The sequence below is a fragment of the Methylobacterium radiodurans genome, from assembly GCF_003173735.1.
Lineage (GTDB): Bacteria > Pseudomonadota > Alphaproteobacteria > Rhizobiales > Beijerinckiaceae > Methylobacterium > Methylobacterium radiodurans.
In genome coordinates this window covers 2,490,623-2,506,237 of record NZ_CP029551.1, presented here as the reverse complement: position 1 = coordinate 2,506,237, position 15,615 = coordinate 2,490,623, and the positions used below count along the sequence as shown (strand labels likewise).

Annotated in this window: 17 protein-coding genes; 3 read left to right on the top strand and 14 right to left on the bottom strand. The window is 71.3% G+C overall.

Features of this window, described 5'->3' with window-relative positions; translation table 11 throughout:
• Positions 1-182 precede the first annotated feature (182 nt).
• The 7 genes from DK427_RS26695 to DK427_RS11545 form a co-directional block, all read right to left on the bottom strand.
• Positions 183-359, bottom strand: coding sequence for a hypothetical protein (locus DK427_RS26695; RefSeq protein ID WP_204165303.1), 177 nt, complete (start codon positions 357-359; stop codon positions 183-185).
• Between the two features lie 37 nt (positions 360-396).
• A complete protein-coding gene (locus DK427_RS11570) occupies positions 397-1,380 on the bottom strand; it encodes a LacI family DNA-binding transcriptional regulator (protein WP_109951385.1) in 984 nt (327 codons plus the stop codon).
• 265 nt (positions 1,381-1,645) lie between these two features.
• Positions 1,646-2,884, bottom strand: coding sequence for a cytochrome P450 (locus tag DK427_RS11565; RefSeq protein ID WP_109951384.1), 1,239 nt, complete (start codon positions 2,882-2,884; stop codon positions 1,646-1,648).
• Positions 2,881-4,164 (bottom strand): NAD(P)/FAD-dependent oxidoreductase, encoded by a 1,284-nt coding sequence (locus DK427_RS11560; protein WP_109951383.1) that lies wholly within the window; start codon positions 4,162-4,164, stop codon positions 2,881-2,883. Before DK427_RS11560 ends, DK427_RS11565 begins: the two co-directional genes overlap by 4 nt.
• Positions 4,161-4,382 (bottom strand): ferredoxin, encoded by a 222-nt coding sequence (locus tag DK427_RS11555; protein ID WP_109951382.1) that lies wholly within the window; start codon positions 4,380-4,382, stop codon positions 4,161-4,163. The genes DK427_RS11560 and DK427_RS11555 overlap by 4 nt, the downstream gene beginning before the upstream one ends.
• 94 nt (positions 4,383-4,476) lie before the next feature.
• Positions 4,477-4,707 (bottom strand): hypothetical protein, encoded by a 231-nt coding sequence (locus DK427_RS11550; RefSeq protein ID WP_109951381.1) that lies wholly within the window; start codon positions 4,705-4,707, stop codon positions 4,477-4,479.
• Positions 4,708-4,901: 194 nt separating this feature from the next.
• Positions 4,902-5,132 carry a hypothetical protein gene (locus DK427_RS11545; protein WP_109951380.1) on the bottom strand — a complete coding sequence of 77 codons (231 nt, stop codon included), beginning with the start codon at positions 5,130-5,132 and terminating at the stop codon, positions 4,902-4,904.
• A gap of 182 nt (positions 5,133-5,314) precedes the next feature.
• On the opposite strand from DK427_RS11545, the gene guaA reads away from it, so the two are divergent.
• On the top strand, positions 5,315-6,871 hold the full coding sequence (guaA, locus tag DK427_RS11540; protein WP_109951379.1) for a glutamine-hydrolyzing GMP synthase: 1,557 nt from the start codon (positions 5,315-5,317) through the stop codon (positions 6,869-6,871).
• Positions 6,872-6,899: 28 nt separating this feature from the next.
• Here the strand turns inward: guaA and DK427_RS11535 are convergent, their stop codons facing one another.
• A complete protein-coding gene (locus DK427_RS11535; protein WP_109954118.1) occupies positions 6,900-8,198 on the bottom strand; it encodes an RsmB/NOP family class I SAM-dependent RNA methyltransferase in 1,299 nt (432 codons plus the stop codon).
• Positions 8,199-8,336: 138 nt separating this feature from the next.
• Here DK427_RS11535 and DK427_RS26690 point away from each other — a divergent pair, with 138 nt between their 5' ends.
• Positions 8,337-8,507 (top strand): hypothetical protein, encoded by a 171-nt coding sequence (locus tag DK427_RS26690; RefSeq protein ID WP_204165302.1) that lies wholly within the window; start codon positions 8,337-8,339, stop codon positions 8,505-8,507.
• A 19-nt stretch (positions 8,508-8,526) separates the two neighbouring features.
• Here the strand turns inward: DK427_RS26690 and panE are convergent, their stop codons facing one another.
• From panE to DK427_RS11515, 4 genes are all read right to left on the bottom strand, one after another.
• Positions 8,527-9,462 (bottom strand): 2-dehydropantoate 2-reductase, encoded by a 936-nt coding sequence (panE, locus tag DK427_RS11530; RefSeq protein WP_109951378.1) that lies wholly within the window; start codon positions 9,460-9,462, stop codon positions 8,527-8,529.
• A gap of 207 nt (positions 9,463-9,669) precedes the next feature.
• A complete protein-coding gene (locus DK427_RS11525; RefSeq protein ID WP_109951377.1) occupies positions 9,670-10,068 on the bottom strand; it encodes a type II toxin-antitoxin system VapC family toxin in 399 nt (132 codons plus the stop codon).
• Positions 10,069-10,384: 316 nt separating this feature from the next.
• Positions 10,385-11,878, bottom strand: a complete 1,494-nt coding sequence (gene guaB, locus DK427_RS11520) for an IMP dehydrogenase (protein ID WP_109951376.1) — start codon at positions 11,876-11,878, stop codon at positions 10,385-10,387.
• Between the two features lie 171 nt (positions 11,879-12,049).
• Entirely contained in the window at positions 12,050-12,958 is a 909-nt protein-coding gene (locus DK427_RS11515; RefSeq protein ID WP_109951375.1) for a DUF3313 domain-containing protein, read from the bottom strand.
• A 252-nt stretch (positions 12,959-13,210) separates the two neighbouring features.
• Here DK427_RS11515 and DK427_RS11510 point away from each other — a divergent pair, with 252 nt between their 5' ends.
• Positions 13,211-14,632, top strand: a complete 1,422-nt coding sequence (locus tag DK427_RS11510) for an MFS transporter (RefSeq protein ID WP_109951374.1) — start codon at positions 13,211-13,213, stop codon at positions 14,630-14,632.
• A 32-nt stretch (positions 14,633-14,664) separates the two neighbouring features.
• On the opposite strand, the gene DK427_RS11505 is transcribed toward DK427_RS11510, so the two are convergent.
• Together DK427_RS11505 and DK427_RS11500 are read right to left on the bottom strand one after the other, a co-directional pair.
• Positions 14,665-15,078, bottom strand: coding sequence for a DUF2147 domain-containing protein (locus DK427_RS11505; protein ID WP_109951373.1), 414 nt, complete (start codon positions 15,076-15,078; stop codon positions 14,665-14,667).
• Positions 15,079-15,579 (bottom strand): DoxX family protein, encoded by a 501-nt coding sequence (locus DK427_RS11500; RefSeq protein WP_109951372.1) that lies wholly within the window; start codon positions 15,577-15,579, stop codon positions 15,079-15,081.
• Positions 15,580-15,615: the final 36 nt, after the last annotated feature.

The window sequence follows — 15,615 nt, the reverse complement described above, 5'->3', positions numbered from 1 at the left end:
CGCACCGCGCCGTGAGCGGCCGGTCCGTGCTTGGCTCGCCCAATAAGGTGTGAAACCATACTGACTTCTGGTTGAGGTAGCAATCGGGGTCGAGCCACAGAAGCCGACGGATCGCTGGATACCTCCACTAGCGGTTGTAGCCATCTGGTCTTCCCAAGAGCAGCGGGAAGACCTGTGACCGCTCAGATCCGTGCCAGAAGGAAGAGACTGAGCCCGATGGCCAGCAAGCTGCCGGCGATACGCGCGCAGGCGCTCGCTCCGACGCCGTCTTCCCGCCGACGCAGATGCGCGAGTTCTGCGAAGATCGCGGCCCAGTAGGCTGCCCAGAGGCTCAGCGCGGAGGTCAGCCAGATCTGCATCCTCCAAGATGGGGAGCCGCGAACGGAAAAGGCCAGCCTATCGCCGCCGCGTCGAGCCGCGCAGCACCGTTCGACCGCACAGCACCACCTTACGCACGGGTTGATCGGGGTGCGCAATCCGGTCGAAGAGGAGGCGCATCGCCTGCGCTCCGATCTCGTCAACGGGCTGCTCGACGACGGTAAGACCGGGCTCGACGAGGTCGGTCCAGAGCTCGTTGTCGAAGCCCGCCAGCGCGAGGTCGCCAGGCACGTGCAGCCCCAAGCCCCGGGCGGCGCGCAGGGCGCCCATCAGGATCAGGCCGTTCGAGAGCACCAAGGCCTCGGGACGGTCGGGCCCGGCGAGCCAGCCCGCGGCTGCGGCTTCCGCGGCGGCGGCGTTGGGGGCGACGGTGCGGGCAGCGGGGTCCAGGCCGTGCCGGATCATCGCCGCCTCGTAGCCCGCCCGGCGCTCGCGCGCGGCCGAACTCGTGGAGCCGAACAGCCCGCCGATCCGCGAGAATCCTTGATCGACCAAGTGGTCCACGAGGCCGGCGCCCGCCGCCGGATTGTCGAGCACCACGCAGTCATGGATGCCGGGCGGCCCGACTCGGTCGATCAGCACGACCGGGAAGGCAGCGGTCCGCTCTCGCAGCAGCTCGGCACCGTCGCCCGTGGGCGCGAAGATCACCCCTGTGACGCGCTCCTCCTCCATCAGCCTCAGATACATCGACTCGCGGGCCCGATCCTCGTCGGTGTTGCAGAGGATCACCCGCATGTCCCGGGCGAAGGCAGCATCCTCGACCGCGCGGCTGACCGCCGTGAAGAACGGGTTGCGGATGTCGGCGACGATCAGGCCGATGGTCCGGGCCGCCTGGGAGCGCAGGCGCCGCGCCGACAGGTTCGGCCGGTAGCCAGTCGCGCGCACCGCCGCCTCAACCTGCTCGCGCAGGGCGTCCGAGACCGGGCCGCGGCCCAGCGCCCGCGAGACCGTCGCAGTCGAGACACCGGCCGCGCGGGCCACGTCGCGGATGCCGACCGTCATCGTTCGCGCGCACCTTCAGAAAACGTTTTCACGGGTTTGGCGAAGTTCTGCCAACTCGACCGAGGCTCGGCAAGCCGCGTCGATCGCGCGTTCATAGTTCGCGCCCCACGCGGATGCGAAGACATTCAGCGCGCGACATCGCGATGCCAGGGATCAGCGCCGTCTGCCCGGTGGCCGTTGCAGACGCCCCCGAGTCCGGATCTGATAGGAATCAGGTTCGTCTCGGGCTGAAGTCGAGGATGGGCGAAGGCTTTCCCGCTGACCCTTAACTTTGCTCCACCCCGCCGATCGCCAGTGGCAACGCGCTCGGCCCACGCAGAGAGGCACCCTGGCGATAGGGCGGCGGGTCGGCGAGCAGGCGCGGCTCCCGTAGCCGGCGGCTCAGGGCCACCAGGGCGATCTCCGCCTCGATCCGGGCGAGCGGCGCGCCGACGCAGTAGTGAAGGCCGCCGCCGAAACCGAGATGGCGGTTATCGCGCCGGTCCGGGTCGAAGCGATCGGGATCGGTGAACCGCGCCGGGTCGCGGTTGCCGGAGGCGATCAGCAGGACCACCGGCGCGCCCTCCGGGATCGTGGTGCCGGCGATTGGGATGTCGGCGAGCGCGAGGCGCGTCCTGTACTGCACCGGCGGCTCGTAGCGCAGCAGCTCCTCGATGAGGCGCGGGGCGATTTCCGGCTCGCGGCGCAGCCGCTCCAGCTGTTCGGGGAAGCGCAGCAGCGTCAGCACCCCGTTGGTGATCAGATTCACGGTGGTCTCGTGACCGGCCACCAGCAGCAGCACCGCCGTGGCGATCAGGTCGTAGTCGTTCATCCGCTGGGACTCGTCGCCGGCCGCGAGGTCGGAGAGGATGTCGTCCTGCGGCTCCCGGCGCTTGGCCTTCACGAGGTCCTGGATGTAGTCGGCGATCTCCCCGAACGTCTCCTCGTTCTTGGCCTGCGTCTCCTCGTCGCCGCGCTGGTTCGGCTCCAGCGCCGTGGCGAGCTGCGTCGCCCAGCCGTGGAAGCGTGCCTCGTCCTCCGGCGGCACGCCGAGCAGGTGGCAGATCACCGTGACGGGCAGCGGGTAGGAGACCGCGGCGACGAGGTCGATCCGCGTCTGGCCCGAGAGCTTGTCGATGAGCTCGCCGGTGAGCCGCTCGGTCGTCGCCCGCATGCCGCGCACGCGCTCGACACTCAAGGCGCGCATCACCCGGCTCCGCAGGGCGTCGTGGTCGGGCGGGTCGCGGAATATGAAGGGGCGGTGCCGCTTGCGGATCTCGGCGCGCACCGGCCGGATGATCAGGTCGGTGATCGGGCGGCCGGTCCAGCGGAAATGCTGCGGGTCGGGCAGGTCGTCAGAGCTGATGCGCGGGTCGTGCATCAGGCGGTCGATCTCCGCGTGGGTGCCGACGACGTAGGTGCCGTCCGCCTGCGGGCAGACGGGCTGGCGCCGCAGTTCCGCGAAGAGGCTGTAGGGGTCGGCGCGGTTGGTCGGGTCGAGGAAGCGCTCGAACAGGGTGCTCACCGAGTCGGTTCCTCCAGGGACTGCATCGCGACACGGGCCGGCGCGTCCACCCCGCCCGGCAGCGGCGGGAACGGCGCGCCCTCCAGGATCGCCGCCCGGTATGCCGGGAGCCAGCGGGCGGAATCGACCGAGGCCGAGGCGACCGTGCGCCCCGCCTTGCCGAACACCGCCAGGAAGCGCCGCTCCTCCATCGAGCCCCGTACCACCGCGAAGGCGTCAGACCCGGCGGCGAGGCCGACGAGCTTGATCGTCAACCCGAATTGCTGCGACCAGAAATCCGGGAGGTGGTCGTGCGGCACCAGTGCGGCGGCGTCCCCGGCCAGCATATTGCGGGCGGCCGTCCGCGCCTGGGCCACCGCGTTGCCCCAGTGCTCCACGGCCACCAGCGCACCGCCGTCGTGCGGATTCGGCCAGTGCGCCACGTCGCCGGCCGCGAAGATCCCGTCGGCTGGGGTGCCGTCGGCCCCCAGAGCCCGGCAGAACCGATCGCAGCGCAGGCCGTTGCGGTCGGTCGCGAGCCCGGCCCCATCGAGCCACGCGGTGTTGCGCTCCGCGCCGATCGCCACGACCAGGCAGGCGGTTTCGATTCGGTCTCCATCCTCCAGCACCAGGCCGGCGAGGCGCCCCCGCGCGTCGCCCTGCATCCGGGCGATGGCCGCATCGAGGCGCAGGTCGACGCCCGCACCCCGGGCGACCTCGGCCACGAAGCTGCCGAGCGGGGCGCCGACCGCCCCGGCGAGCGGTAGCGAGTCGCGCACCAGCACGGTGACGGGGATGTCCATCTCCCGGCAGACCGAGGCCACCTCGAAGCTGATGAAGCCGCCGCCGACCAGCACGACGCGACCCGGACGGTCCCTCAGCCGCGCGGCGATCCGCTCGGCATCGTCACGGGTACGCAGGGTGAAGACGCCGTCGAGGGCGGCCTCGGCCGAGTTCGGCCAGGGCCGAGCCCGGGCTCCGGTCGCAACGAGGCAGCGGTCGAAGGCGAGGCGAGAGCCATCGGCGAGGATCACGGTGCGCTCCGCCCGGTCGAGCCCGGTGGCGGGCACGCCAAGCCGAAACTCGAGATCCAGATCCGCCGGCTGCGGCAGAGTGGTGTCGGCGGAGGTAAGCCCGCGTAGCGCCTGCTTCGAGAGTGGGGGCCGGTCGTAGGGCAGGTGCGGCTCGTCGCCCGCGAGGACGAGCGAGCCGGAGAACCCCTCGGTCCGCAGGGCCTTGGCAGCACTGAGGCCTGCCAGGGAAGCGCCCACGATCACGACCCGCCCGGGCGCCTCGCTCACCGACCCGCCTCGTCCAGGGCCGCCAAATCGTCGGCGCAGGCAGTGATCGCCCGGACCGGGCAGGCCAGCGCGGCGCGCTCGATCTCGGCTCGGTCGGCATCGTCGGGGGCGGTGTCGTAGACCAGCGCCTCGCGGCCGTGCAGGGCGAAGTGGCGCGGCGCCGCGTAGACGCATTGCGCGTAGGCCTGACACCGGTTGAGATCGACCACGACCCTCAAAGCACGCTCCCGTCCTGCCGGCGGGCGCCGCCGCGGTGCCCCGCGGCCTAGATCGGCCCTGCGCGCCCGGGATCAAGCGTCGCGGCGGACAGGGTCAGTTCATCCGTTGTCGCAGCGCCTGCCGGTCCTCGCGGGCGAGGCGCTTGCCGACGGCGAGGAGCAGCATCTCCGAGAGGCGGTGGAGATCCGGATCGTCCAGATCTCGTACCGCCTCGTAGGCAGCGATGCAGCGGTCGGCCGCGAGCGCGAGCGGCGCACCGACCTGCGCGCTAGCTCCGCCGGCACGGAAATCCGTCGGTCGACGCCCGTCCCTGGGTTTGGGCATGATCGGTGTGTCCCCTTCGCCGAACGGGCTCAACGTTCGACACGCGCGCCGCGCCTGCCAAAGGATCGGGACAATAACGGGCAGGCAAGTGCCTGTAAGCTGCCAATCACGTCGCTCGACCCATCATCGAGCGGGGCCATGAATGAAGTCAAGCCGCGCCGCCCTGGAGAGGACGGCGCGACGTCGGTCATGCCTCAGAGGCAGCGGCGGCTGCGCACGACCGTTACGCGGCCGAAGGGGCCGCGGCGCTTGGTGACCACGGTGCGGCAGCGGGGCCCGCGGATGACGGTGCGGCGCACCACGCGGGCCTGCTCCACGCCGCTGCCGGGGGCGACGAGCGGTCCGGGGCCGAGCGGGAGGGCGGAAGCTGGCGCGGAGAGACCGGCCAGGGTCAGGGCGGCAAGTCCGACGAAGATCGCTTTCAAGGTTCGAGCTCCTGCTTCGGTTGCGGGGCAGGCCGTGTGCCGCGCGAGTCGTGAACGAGCCCTTAACCGCCGGCTGCGCTTGCAAGGCGCGTCCGATTGTGGGTTGAAGCGGTGGAGGCCTGCGGGCACGCGCGTTGCGCGCGTCCCGGCGCTCGTCTAAGCGCGGGTTCATGGCGACTTCCATGACGACCGACCACGACAAGATCCTCATCGTCGATTTCGGCAGCCAGGTGACGCAGCTCATCGCGCGCCGCGTGCGCGAGGAGGGCGTCTACTGCGAGATCGTGCCCTTCACGAAGGCGGCCGAAGCCTTCGCGGAGACGCGGCCCAAGGGCGTGATCCTCTCCGGGGGCCCGGAATCGGTGACGACCGAGGCCTCGCCCCGCACCCCGCAGGTGGTGTTCGATTCGGGGGTCCCGGTCTTCGGCATCTGCTACGGCCAGCAGACCATGGCGGCCCAGCTCGGCGGCGAGGTCGAGGGCGGGCACCACGCCGAGTTCGGCCGGGCCGAAATCGAGATCCTCAGCGACTGCGCGTTGTTCAAGGGTGTCTGGCACGTCGGCGAGCACTATCCGGTCTGGATGAGCCACGGCGACCGCGTCACCAAGCTTCCGGACGGCTTCACCACGGTGGCGATCTCGAAGAACGCGCCCTTCGCGGCGGTGGCCGACGAGGCGCGCAAGTTCTACGCGGTGCAGTTCCACCCCGAGGTGGCGCACACGCCCCACGGCGCGCTGCTCATCCGTAACTTCGTGCGCGACATCGCCGGCTGCTCCGGCGACTGGACCATGGGTGCCTACCGCGAGGAGGCGATCGCGAAGATCCGCGAGCAGGTCGGTGGCGAGCGCGTGATCTGCGGGCTCTCCGGCGGCGTCGATTCGGCGGTCGCCGCGGTGCTGATCCACGAGGCGATCGGCAGCCAGCTCACCTGCGTCTTCGTCGATCACGGCCTGCTGCGCCAGGGCGAGGCCGAGGAGGTCGTGCGGCTGTTTCGCGACCACTACAACATCCCGCTGGTCCACGTCGAAGCGCAGGAGATGTTCCTCTCCGCGCTCGAGGGCGTCAGCGACCCTGAGGTGAAGCGCAAGACGATCGGGCGGCTCTTCATCGACGTGTTCGAGGCCGAATCGAAGAAGATCGGCGGAGCGGCCCTCCTGGCGCAGGGCACGCTGTACCCGGACGTGATCGAGAGCGTCTCGTTCACGGGCGGCCCGTCCGTGACGATCAAGAGCCACCACAACGTTGGCGGTCTCCCCGAGCGCATGAACATGAAGCTCGTGGAGCCGCTGCGCGAGCTGTTCAAGGACGAGGTGCGGGTCCTCGGGCGCGAGCTTGGTCTGCCCGAGGGCTTCGTCGGCCGCCACCCCTTCCCGGGCCCCGGCCTCGCCATCCGCTGCCCCGGCACGATCACGGGGGAGAAGCTCGACGCCCTGCGCAAGGCCGACGCGATCTATCTCGAGGAGATCCGGAGGGCCGGCCTCTACGACACGATCTGGCAGGCCTTCGCGGTGATCCTGCCGGTCAAGACGGTGGGCGTGATGGGCGACGGGCGCACTTACGACCACGTCTGCGCCCTGCGCGCCGTCACCTCCGTCGATGGCATGACGGCAGACTTTTACCCCTTCGACATGGCCTTCCTGGGCCGGGTCGCGACCCGGATCATCAACGAGGTCAAGGGCATCAACCGGGTGACCTACGACATCACCTCGAAGCCCCCCGGTACGATCGAGTGGGAGTAGCGGGGCCGCGCGCCCCGCGGGCGGGGCCTCAGCCCCGCCGCTCCAGGCTCGCCACGTAGAAGCCGTCCGTGCCGGTACGCGCCGGGCTCATCTGCAAGCCGTGGCGGGTGAAACGCACGGCCTGGGCCAGTTCGGGCAGCACCCGCGCCACCACGTCCCGCGCCGGCAGCACCGCGAACCCGCTCGTGCGGCCCAGGAAGGCGTCGAGCGCGCCGTCATTCTCCTGCGGCAGCAACGAACAGGTGATGTAGGTGACGCGCCCGCCCGGCCGCACCAGACGCGCCGCACGGTCGAGCACCGCCGCCTGCTCGGCGATGCGGGTCGCGAGGCTGCCGGGCCGCAGGCGCCACTTGGCGTCGGGGTTGCGCCGCCACGTGCCCGCACCCGTGCAGGGCGCATCGACCACGACGCGGTCCACCGTGCCGTCGAGATCCGCCAGCACGTCCGTCCGCGCCCGGCCGCCCCGGGGTGTCCGCACCTCGGCCTCGGCGCCGGAGCGGCGCAGGCGCTCGTGGATCGGCGCGAGGCGGCGCGGGTCGTCGTCGCTGGCGATCAGCCGGGCGCCGTTGCGGGTCTGGCTCGCGAGCGCCAACGTCTTGCCGCCCCCGCCCGCGCAGAGGTCGACCGCCGTTTCACCGGCCTGCGCCTCGCTCAGCAAGGCGGCGAGCTGAGAGCCCTCGTCCTGGATCTCGTACCAGCCCTCCAGGAATTCCGGCTCGACGTGGAGCGCGGGCCCACGGCCGTCCGCGCCGATCGGGATGCGCAGGCCCTGGGGCGCGAAGGGCGTCGGCTCTGCGTTCAGATGTGCGAGCGCCGGCAGTGCGGCCGCGCGATCCTGCCGGAGCAGGTTCAGGCGGATGTCGAGGGGGGCGCGGCGCGCAAGCGCCTTCAGCTCGGGCAGGAGATCGTCCCCGAGCAGGCTCACCAGATCGGGCAGTACCCAGTCGGGCACGTCACCCGCGACGTGCGGCGGCGCCTCCGCGAGGCTGCCCTGGTCGAGCCGCGCACGCTCCTCGGCGCTCAAGGGGTCGGGCGCGAAGCGCTCGCCGGTGAAGAGCTGCGCGATTGAGGGCGCGGCCAGTCCCTGCTGCAGGCGCAGCGAGCCGAGCAGCACGGCGCGCGGCGCCTCGTCCTGCATGATCCAGGCGGCCGAGGCGCGGCGCCGCAGCGCGTCGTAGACGAGGCTCGCGATCGCGGCGCGGTCGCCCGAGCCGGCAAAGCGGTGGGCAAGGCCCCAATCCTTGAGCGCGTCGGCGGCTGGACGACGGCGCGTTGCGATGTCGGCGAGCACCTCGATGGCAGCGGAGCAGCGGGCGGAGGGTGTCAGGTCGGTCTCCTGTAATCTTCTGTTCACGCTGCCGTGAAACGGCCACGCTTCCTGCGCCGGGCCGCCACGATACGGCCGAGCTTACGGCCCGATCCGAGCCGAGAACGGCCCTTGCTTCAACGAAGGCCGGAGAGCCCGATGTCCCCCCTCCCCCGTCTCGCCCTGGCGGCGCTCGTCGCCGCGGCGCTCGCCGCCTGCTCGCAGGCCCCGGCCGCACCGGGTCCGGAACTCAGCCCGCCGCCGCCGCGCGTCGATGCCAAGACGCAGCTCGAATACGGTGGCCCGCCGCCCCGCGGCCCGCGCTACTGAGCGCGCCTCGCCGTTCCCACTACCGGGCCTCGCGAGCTCGGTGCGCCTCGTATGCCTTGAGGCCCGTATAGACGATCCCGAGGAGCGGGTGCGCGACACCCGCCGCGCGCGCCCGCGCGATCAGGTCGCCGACGATGTGGTCGGCCTCGATGCGGCCGCAGCCTAGGATGTCGCGCAGCATCGAGGCCGTCATCGGCGAGCCCTCGGCCGTCAGGGTGGCGCGGGCCTGGGCGGTGACCTTCTCGCGCGGCGCATGCCCGGCTGCGGCCGCGATGGCTAGGCACTCCGCGTGGAGACCTTCGATGAATTCGCGTCCGCCCGGCGCGGCGACGATGTCGCCGATGGAGGCCCGCATCAGGGTGGTGGCGCCCGCGAGCGTCGCCAGGAACACCCACTTCTCCCACATCTCCAGCAGGATCTTGTCGCTCAGCCGGGCCTGGAACTTGGCCCCCTGCATCAGCGCGTCGATCGCCTGCACCCGGTCCGATCGGCCGCCGTCGCGCTCGCCGTAGGTGATCGTGCAGAGCTCGCTCATGTGGCGGATCTCGCCCTCGGCCCCGACCGTCGAGATGATGGCGCAGGAGCCGCCGAGCACGCGCGCCGGCCCGAAGGCGGCGTCGAGCGCGTCGAGATGGGCGAAGCCGTTGAGGATCGGCAGGACGACCGTGCCCTCGGTCACGGCGGGCGCCACGTCCCTCAGCGCCGCGTCGAGATCGTAGGCCTTGCAGGAGAGGATGACGAGATCGAAGGCGTGCTCGGCCAGCCGGTCGGCGGTCACGGTCCGGGGCTCGGGCAGGTGCAGGTCGCCGAACGGGCTCTTCAGGTTCAGGCCGCGGGCGGCGAGCGCCTCGGCCCGGGCCGGGCGGACCAGAAAGGTCACGTCGCGGCCGATCTCGGCGAGGCGCGCCCCGTAATAGCCGCCGGTCGCCCCGGCCCCGACCACCAGCACGCGCATCCGTCTCTCCCGCTGCCGCGATTGCCCGACCTCCATGCGCGCGGCCGGTCGCGGATGCAACCACCGGAGCGGCCACACGATCGCGTGGCGGGGAGGTCGGAGTGAGAAGAGGCCACGCGGTAGCGAGCCGCGCCAAAACGCAGCGATGCGCGGCCCTACGAAGCCCGACGCCGGACGATACGTCCGAGACTTCGCGACCGGAGCCGTTCAGCTCCCGATCGTTCGGATCGATCCGGCGGATCGAAGCTGCCGGACGAGTCGGGTGTCGGCGGTCGCGAAGACCGCACCCCAACGCTCCGCGGCGGCAAGGTACAGCGCATCGTAGTTCGTGCAGCCGACCCGCACGGCGATCTCGAGGGCCGCAGGCGCGATCTCGTGGATCGTCTGCAATTGTACCAGTCGCGTCAACGCGGCGATGACCTCGCGCGCATGGTCGAGCGTGATCGTCTCTGCCCGATATGCCCTCAGAAGCGTGTTGCCGACTTCGACGAGAATGTGCCCGGGCGCGATGCGGACGTCGCCTTGGGCCAGAATCGCCTCCGCCACATCGCTGTGCGGCTCGGGCAGGAACCATTTCACCGCGACGCAAGCATCGATGACGATCATCCCGCGTCGCGCTCGGCCCGGATCGACGGCGCGCTGTCCGGCAACAGGCGACGTAAGGCCCGCACCCGGATGCTGCACGCCAGGGCTACGGCTTCGTCTGCCGTCAGGGCGTTCACCTCCCGGATGCCGTCGGCGCGCCGCCGCAACGCGGCTGGCGCGGCTGCGCCCTCCTCGCGTGCGCGCTCGTAGGCCGGTCCCCGGCCTAGCTGTGAGAACCAGGGCGCGATCGTCTTGGTCGAAGCCTCCGAACAGGATTCTGCCACGAAACGACCGGATGCCCTAGATCCGTTGGCTGGTGGGGCTGGTCCAGCCCTCCTCAGGTCCGCGACGGATAGTTCGGGCTCTCGCGGGTGATGGTGACGTCGTGGACGTGGCTCTCTCGCAGGCCCGCATTGGTGATGCGGATGAACTGCGCCCGCTCCTGGAACTCGGGGATCGTGGCGGCGCCCACGTAGCCCATCGCGGCGCGCAGGCCGCCTGCGAGCTGGTGCAGCACCGCGCCGACCGGGCCCTTGTAGGGCACCTGCCCCTCGATGCCCTCCGGCACGAGCTTGTGGGTGTCGCTGACCTCGGCCTGGAAGTAGCGGTCGGCCGAGCCGCGGGCCATCGCGCCGACGGAACCCATGCCGCGGTAGCTCTTGTAGGAGCGGCCCTGGTACAGGAACACGTCGCCCGGCGCCTCGTCGGTGCCGGCCAAGAGCGAGCCGAGCATCGCCACCGAGGCGCCGGCCGCGATCGCCTTGGCGAGATCACCCGAGTACTTGATGCCGCCGTCGGCGATCACCGGCACGTCGGCCTCGTAGGCCGCCTCGACCGCCTCCATCAGGGCGGTGAGCTGGGGCACGCCGACACCCGCCACGATGCGGGTGGTGCAGATCGAGCCCGGCCCGATGCCGACCTTGATGGCGTCCGCGCCCGCGTCGATCAGGGCCTGGGCGCCGTCGCGCGTCGCGACGTTGCCCGCCACCACCTGCACGGCGTTGGAGAGCTGCTTCACCCGGCGCACGGCGTCGAGCACCTTGATCGAGTGGCCGTGGGCGGTATCGACCACGATCACGTCGCAGCCCGCATCGATCAGGCGCTCGGCTCGCTCGAAGCCGCCGTCCCCGGTCGTCGTGGCGGCGGCCACCCGCAGGCGGCCGTGCTCGTCCTTCACGGCGGTCGGGTAGGCGACCTGCTTCTCGATGTCCTTCACCGTGATCAGGCCGATGCAGCGGTAGTGGTCGTCGACGACGAGCAGCTTCTCGATTCGGAACTGGTGGAGCAGGCGCTTGGCCTCGTCCTGGGTCACGCCCTCGCGCACGGTGATCAGCCGGTCGCGGGTCATCAGCTCGGCCACCGGCTGGCTGGCGTTCGTGGCGAAGCGCACGTCGCGGTTGGTGAGGATGCCGACAAGCTTGCCGCGCGAGCCGTTGGGGCCCCGCTCCACCACCGGAATGCCGGAGATGCGGTTCTGCTTCATCACCTCGAACGCCTCGGCGAGGCTCGCGTCCGGGTGGATGGTGATGGGGTTGAGCACCATGCCCGACTCGTATTTCTTGACGAGGCGGACCTGCTCGGCCTGCTCCGGCGGCTCCAGGTTGCGGTGGATCACGCCGAGGCCGCCGAGCTGGGCCATGGCGATCGCCATCGGCGCCTCGGTGACGGTGTCCATCGCCGAGGAGAGGATCGGCAGGTTGAGCTTAATCGAGCGGGTCAGGCGGGAGCCGACATTCACCTCGGTCGGCATCACCGAGGAGGCAGCGGGCCGCAGGAGGACGTCGTCGAAGGTCAGGCCCTCGATGATCGAGGCGGCGCTGATGGGGGCCATGTGCCAACTTCCCTGCAGGTGCGCGGCGCCTGATTCAGGGCCACCGGCGTGATTGGGTTGGCACGGGCCGATATCACGGGGGAACCGGCCTCGCCAAGGCGACGAAACCGCCCCGTCCCAGCTTATTCGCGCCGGGCCCGCCTGCGCGGGCCGCATGGCGCTTGCCGCACGTCAGGGCAGCGGCCGGCCGTTGGTCGGTCCCTTGTCGGTCCAGTCCGGCGGCAGGCCGATATAGTCGCCCGCGATGCCGTTGACGCCCGGCGCCCGGCCGAAGGCCTCGCAATCGGGGTCGAGCGGCGCCTCGCCCAAGGACGTGATGCGCACGCGGTCCCAGGTTGGGAGCGTGAGCGGCGCCTTGAACGGGTCGTCGCCGGTGGCGATGAGGTAACCGAGATCCTGGCCGAAATCGCCCGCGAGGTCGTAGGCATCGCTGGCCGGGGAGAAGCGCGGCTGGCTCGTGAAGGAGTTCGCCGCCCCGCCCCAGACCATCGCGACCCGCTGCTGGCGGCGGCGGTCGAGCGCCTCGGCCTCGACGGTCAGGCTGCCGAGGCCGATCGGCACGCGGGGTATCGGCACGCGGCCGATGCCCTGGGCAAAGCCGACGCCGACCTGGGAGGCCACCGTGACGGCCGCCGACAGGCCGATGGTCGGGCCCGCGCCGCCGAGGTTGGTCGCCTCCACGCGGGTGACCTGGGCGCGCACCGTAAGGTCGGCGTCGCGGGTCGAGACCACGTCGTACTTCAGGGACAGCTCGTAGCAGAGCGCCCGGTCGGCGTTGTTGGCCACCACCCGGCGCTCGACCTCGTTGAGCCCCGCGGCGCCCGCTGCGTTGGCCGGGAAGCTCGTCGGGACGATGCGCACCGTGCGCGTTCGGGCGAGCGCGGCCCGGTCGACGTAGAGCTTCGCCGAGGTCGAGGCCTCGGTGCTCGGGCGCAGCAGGTCGTAGCGGGTGAGCGAGCCGTTGTCGTTGAGCAGCACGGTGCCGCAGGCGGCGAGCGAGGCCAGCAGGACGGAGGCCACAGCGAGCCGCGGCAGGGATCGGGGCGATAGCGATCGGAGCGTCTTCGGCCTCGTTATCATCCGGTCACTTTCTCGAGGAGCGGCCTCGTCTTCCCGCCACCCGACCGGGCGCGGGCAGCCGCGAACATTACCGCCCAGCTTAAGGCCGCCGGTCGCCCCCCGGAAGGCCCGGCCCAGGACCGCAAAGCGTTCGGAAACAATCCGTGGCGGATCCGCCACGGATTCGGTCGGATCCGTCGCGGGATCGGTCACATTCCGGGCAGGGCCGCCGCGCATGCAACCGCCCGTTCACCAAAACGCTTGTCGAGACCGATGTCCCCGACCCGGATCGTACCCCTCGTCGTCGCCACCGCCCTGTTCATGGAGAACACGGACGCGACCGTGATCGCCACCGCACTGCCGACGATCGCGGCGAGCCTCGGCGAGGATCCGATCGTCCTCAAGCTCGCGCTCACCGCCTACCTCGTCAGCCTCGCGATCTTCATCCCCGTGAGCGGCTGGATGGCCGACCGATTCGGGGCGCGCACCGTGTTCCGCGCGGCGCTCGGCGTCTTCATGGCGGGCTCCCTCGCCTGCGCGGCGGCCGACGGGCTCTTGAGCTTCGTCGCGGCCCGCTTCCTCCAGGGCGTCGGCGGGGCCATGATGGTGCCGGTCGGGCGCCTCGTGATCCTGCGCAGCGTGCCGAAATCGGAACTCGTCACGGCGCTCGCCTACCTGACGATCCCCGCGCTGATCGGTCCGATCCTCGGTCCCCCGCTCGGCGGCCTGATCACCACCTGGCTCGACTGGCGCTGGATCTTCCTGATCAACATCCCGATCGGGATCGCCGGAATCGTGCTGGCGAGCATCTATTTCGAGGACCTGCGCGAGGCCGAGCGGCCGCCGCTCGACGTCGCCGGATTTGTGCTGCTCGGGCCGGGCCTGGCCAGCCTGATGCTCGGCCTCGCCTCGCTCGGGCGCCACCTGCTGCCGGCCTGGCTCACTTGGGGCTGCCTCGGCGGGGGCGCGGCGCTGCTGGGCCTCTACATCCGCCACTCCCGCCGCGTGCCGCACCCGGTCCTGCGGCTCGGGCTGCTCGGCTACCCGACCTTCCGGGCGGCCGTGACCGGCGGCTCGCTGTTCCGCATCGGCACCGGGGCGATTCCCTTCCTGCTGCCGCTGATGCTGCAGATCGGCTTCGGCCTCGACGCGCTGCAATCGGGCCTGATCACGTTCGCGGCGGCGGCCGGCGCGATGCTGGTGAAGACGGTGGGGCCGCGCATCCTGCGCACGTTCGGCTTCCGCGCCGTGATGGTGACGAACGCGGTGCTGGCCGCCTGCTTCCTGGCGGTGAACGGGCTCTTCACCGCCCAGACGCCCCACGCTCTGATCGTCGGTCTCCTCTTCCTCGGCGGCTGCCTGCGCTCGCTGCAATTCACCTGCATCAACGCCATCGCCTACGCCGATCTGGAGCAGCGGGAGATGAGCGCGGGCACGAGCTTGGCGAGTGTCGCGCAGCAGCTCTCGCTGAGCCTCGGTGTGACCCTGGGCGCGCTGGCGCTGGAAGCCGCCGCCGCCTGGCACGGGCGCGCCGAGATCCGGGCGGAGGATTTCGGCCCGGCCTTCCTGGCGGTGGCGCTGATCTCCGGCGCCTCCGTGTTCCCGTTCCGACGGCTCAGCCCGGATGCCGGCGCGGAGATCTCGGGCCGGCGCGCGACCGAGGCGGCGCCGGCCGGGGCGCCGGGACGGAACTAGAGCCTGGAAAGCCCGTCGTTCGGATCTTGGACCTAAACGCCAAGCCAGATGCGTTTGAAGACCGCGTGGACCAGGCGGCCCGAGCCGTCCGGCATCTCAACGCGCATGGTGATGTGCAGCCGTTCAACGACGCGAAGGACCGTGATGTCGAAAGCTCGGCCGGCAACCCACCCCTTCGTCGTCGCCTGCCAGGAACCAGTCCCCCGCGCGTCGAACCGATTCCTGTCGCCGGTGTCATCGACCAGAGCCGACCAGCCGTTGTTGGCGACGATCCTGAGCGCCCCTGCCTCTCTCGTGATCTCGATCCGGCAACTTCTGCAGGAGCCGGCATTCGTCTCGACCTGCTGCCACGTTCCCTCGATGGGAGCCGGCTGGGCGGAGACAGCGCCGACAAGAGCCGGTCCCACGCAGAGGGCCGCGCACAGCGAGGAGAGGAATCTCGCCATCTAGGCCGCGGCGCGAGCCGGCCGCCCGCCGCGCTTCGGGCCGTTGCTGTTGGCGGGCTTGCGGGCGGGCGCCTTCTTCGGGGCGGAGCGCACTCCGGCGCGCCAGCCCTGCCAGCTCCAGGCGCCAGGGCCCTGGAGGGTGTAGAGCAGGAAGCCGCCCGCCAGTCCGAGATCGGCGAGCAGCAGCGTGCGCTCCGAGATCGCCGCCGCGCCGCCGAATTGCCAGAACGGATGCAGCACCACGGCCATGCCGGCGGCGAAGAGCGCGAGCGCGAGGCCGGTGAGCCGCGGCAGCACGCCCAGGATCAGCGCCAGCGGTCCGAAGACCTGCACCACCACCATCGCGGTCGCGACCGCGTTCGGGGCCGGCACGCCGGCGCCCGCCAGGGTCACCGCGAAGCCCGAGACGTTGAGCGCGCGCGCGATCCCGGTCGGCAGGAGCGCGGCAGCGAGCAGCAGGCGCGCGGCGAGGCTTAGGGCGTCGGGGGCTCTGGCGATCACGGCGGGCTCCTTCGGGCAGGCCGGAGGAGCCTTGAG

Coding starts and splice junctions, on each gene's coding strand:
- DK427_RS11515 (WP_109951375.1), bottom strand. CDS start 12,958: ATGATAACGAGGCCGAAGACGCTCCGATCGCTATCGCCCCGATCCCTG.
- guaA (WP_109951379.1), top strand. CDS start 5,315: ATGACGACCGACCACGACAAGATCCTCATCGTCGATTTCGGCAGCCAG.
- DK427_RS11525 (WP_109951377.1), bottom strand. CDS start 10,068: ATGATCGTCATCGATGCTTGCGTCGCGGTGAAATGGTTCCTGCCCGAG.
- DK427_RS11510 (WP_109951374.1), top strand. CDS start 13,211: ATGTCCCCGACCCGGATCGTACCCCTCGTCGTCGCCACCGCCCTGTTC.
- DK427_RS11505 (WP_109951373.1), bottom strand. CDS start 15,078: ATGGCGAGATTCCTCTCCTCGCTGTGCGCGGCCCTCTGCGTGGGACCG.
- DK427_RS26690 (WP_204165302.1), top strand. CDS start 8,337: ATGTCCCCCCTCCCCCGTCTCGCCCTGGCGGCGCTCGTCGCCGCGGCG.
- DK427_RS26695 (WP_204165303.1), bottom strand. CDS start 359: ATGCAGATCTGGCTGACCTCCGCGCTGAGCCTCTGGGCAGCCTACTGG.
- DK427_RS11550 (WP_109951381.1), bottom strand. CDS start 4,707: ATGCCCAAACCCAGGGACGGGCGTCGACCGACGGATTTCCGTGCCGGC.
- panE (WP_109951378.1), bottom strand. CDS start 9,462: ATGCGCGTGCTGGTGGTCGGGGCCGGGGCGACCGGCGGCTATTACGGG.
- guaB (WP_109951376.1), bottom strand. CDS start 11,878: ATGGCCCCCATCAGCGCCGCCTCGATCATCGAGGGCCTGACCTTCGAC.
- DK427_RS11570 (WP_109951385.1), bottom strand. CDS start 1,380: ATGACGGTCGGCATCCGCGACGTGGCCCGCGCGGCCGGTGTCTCGACT.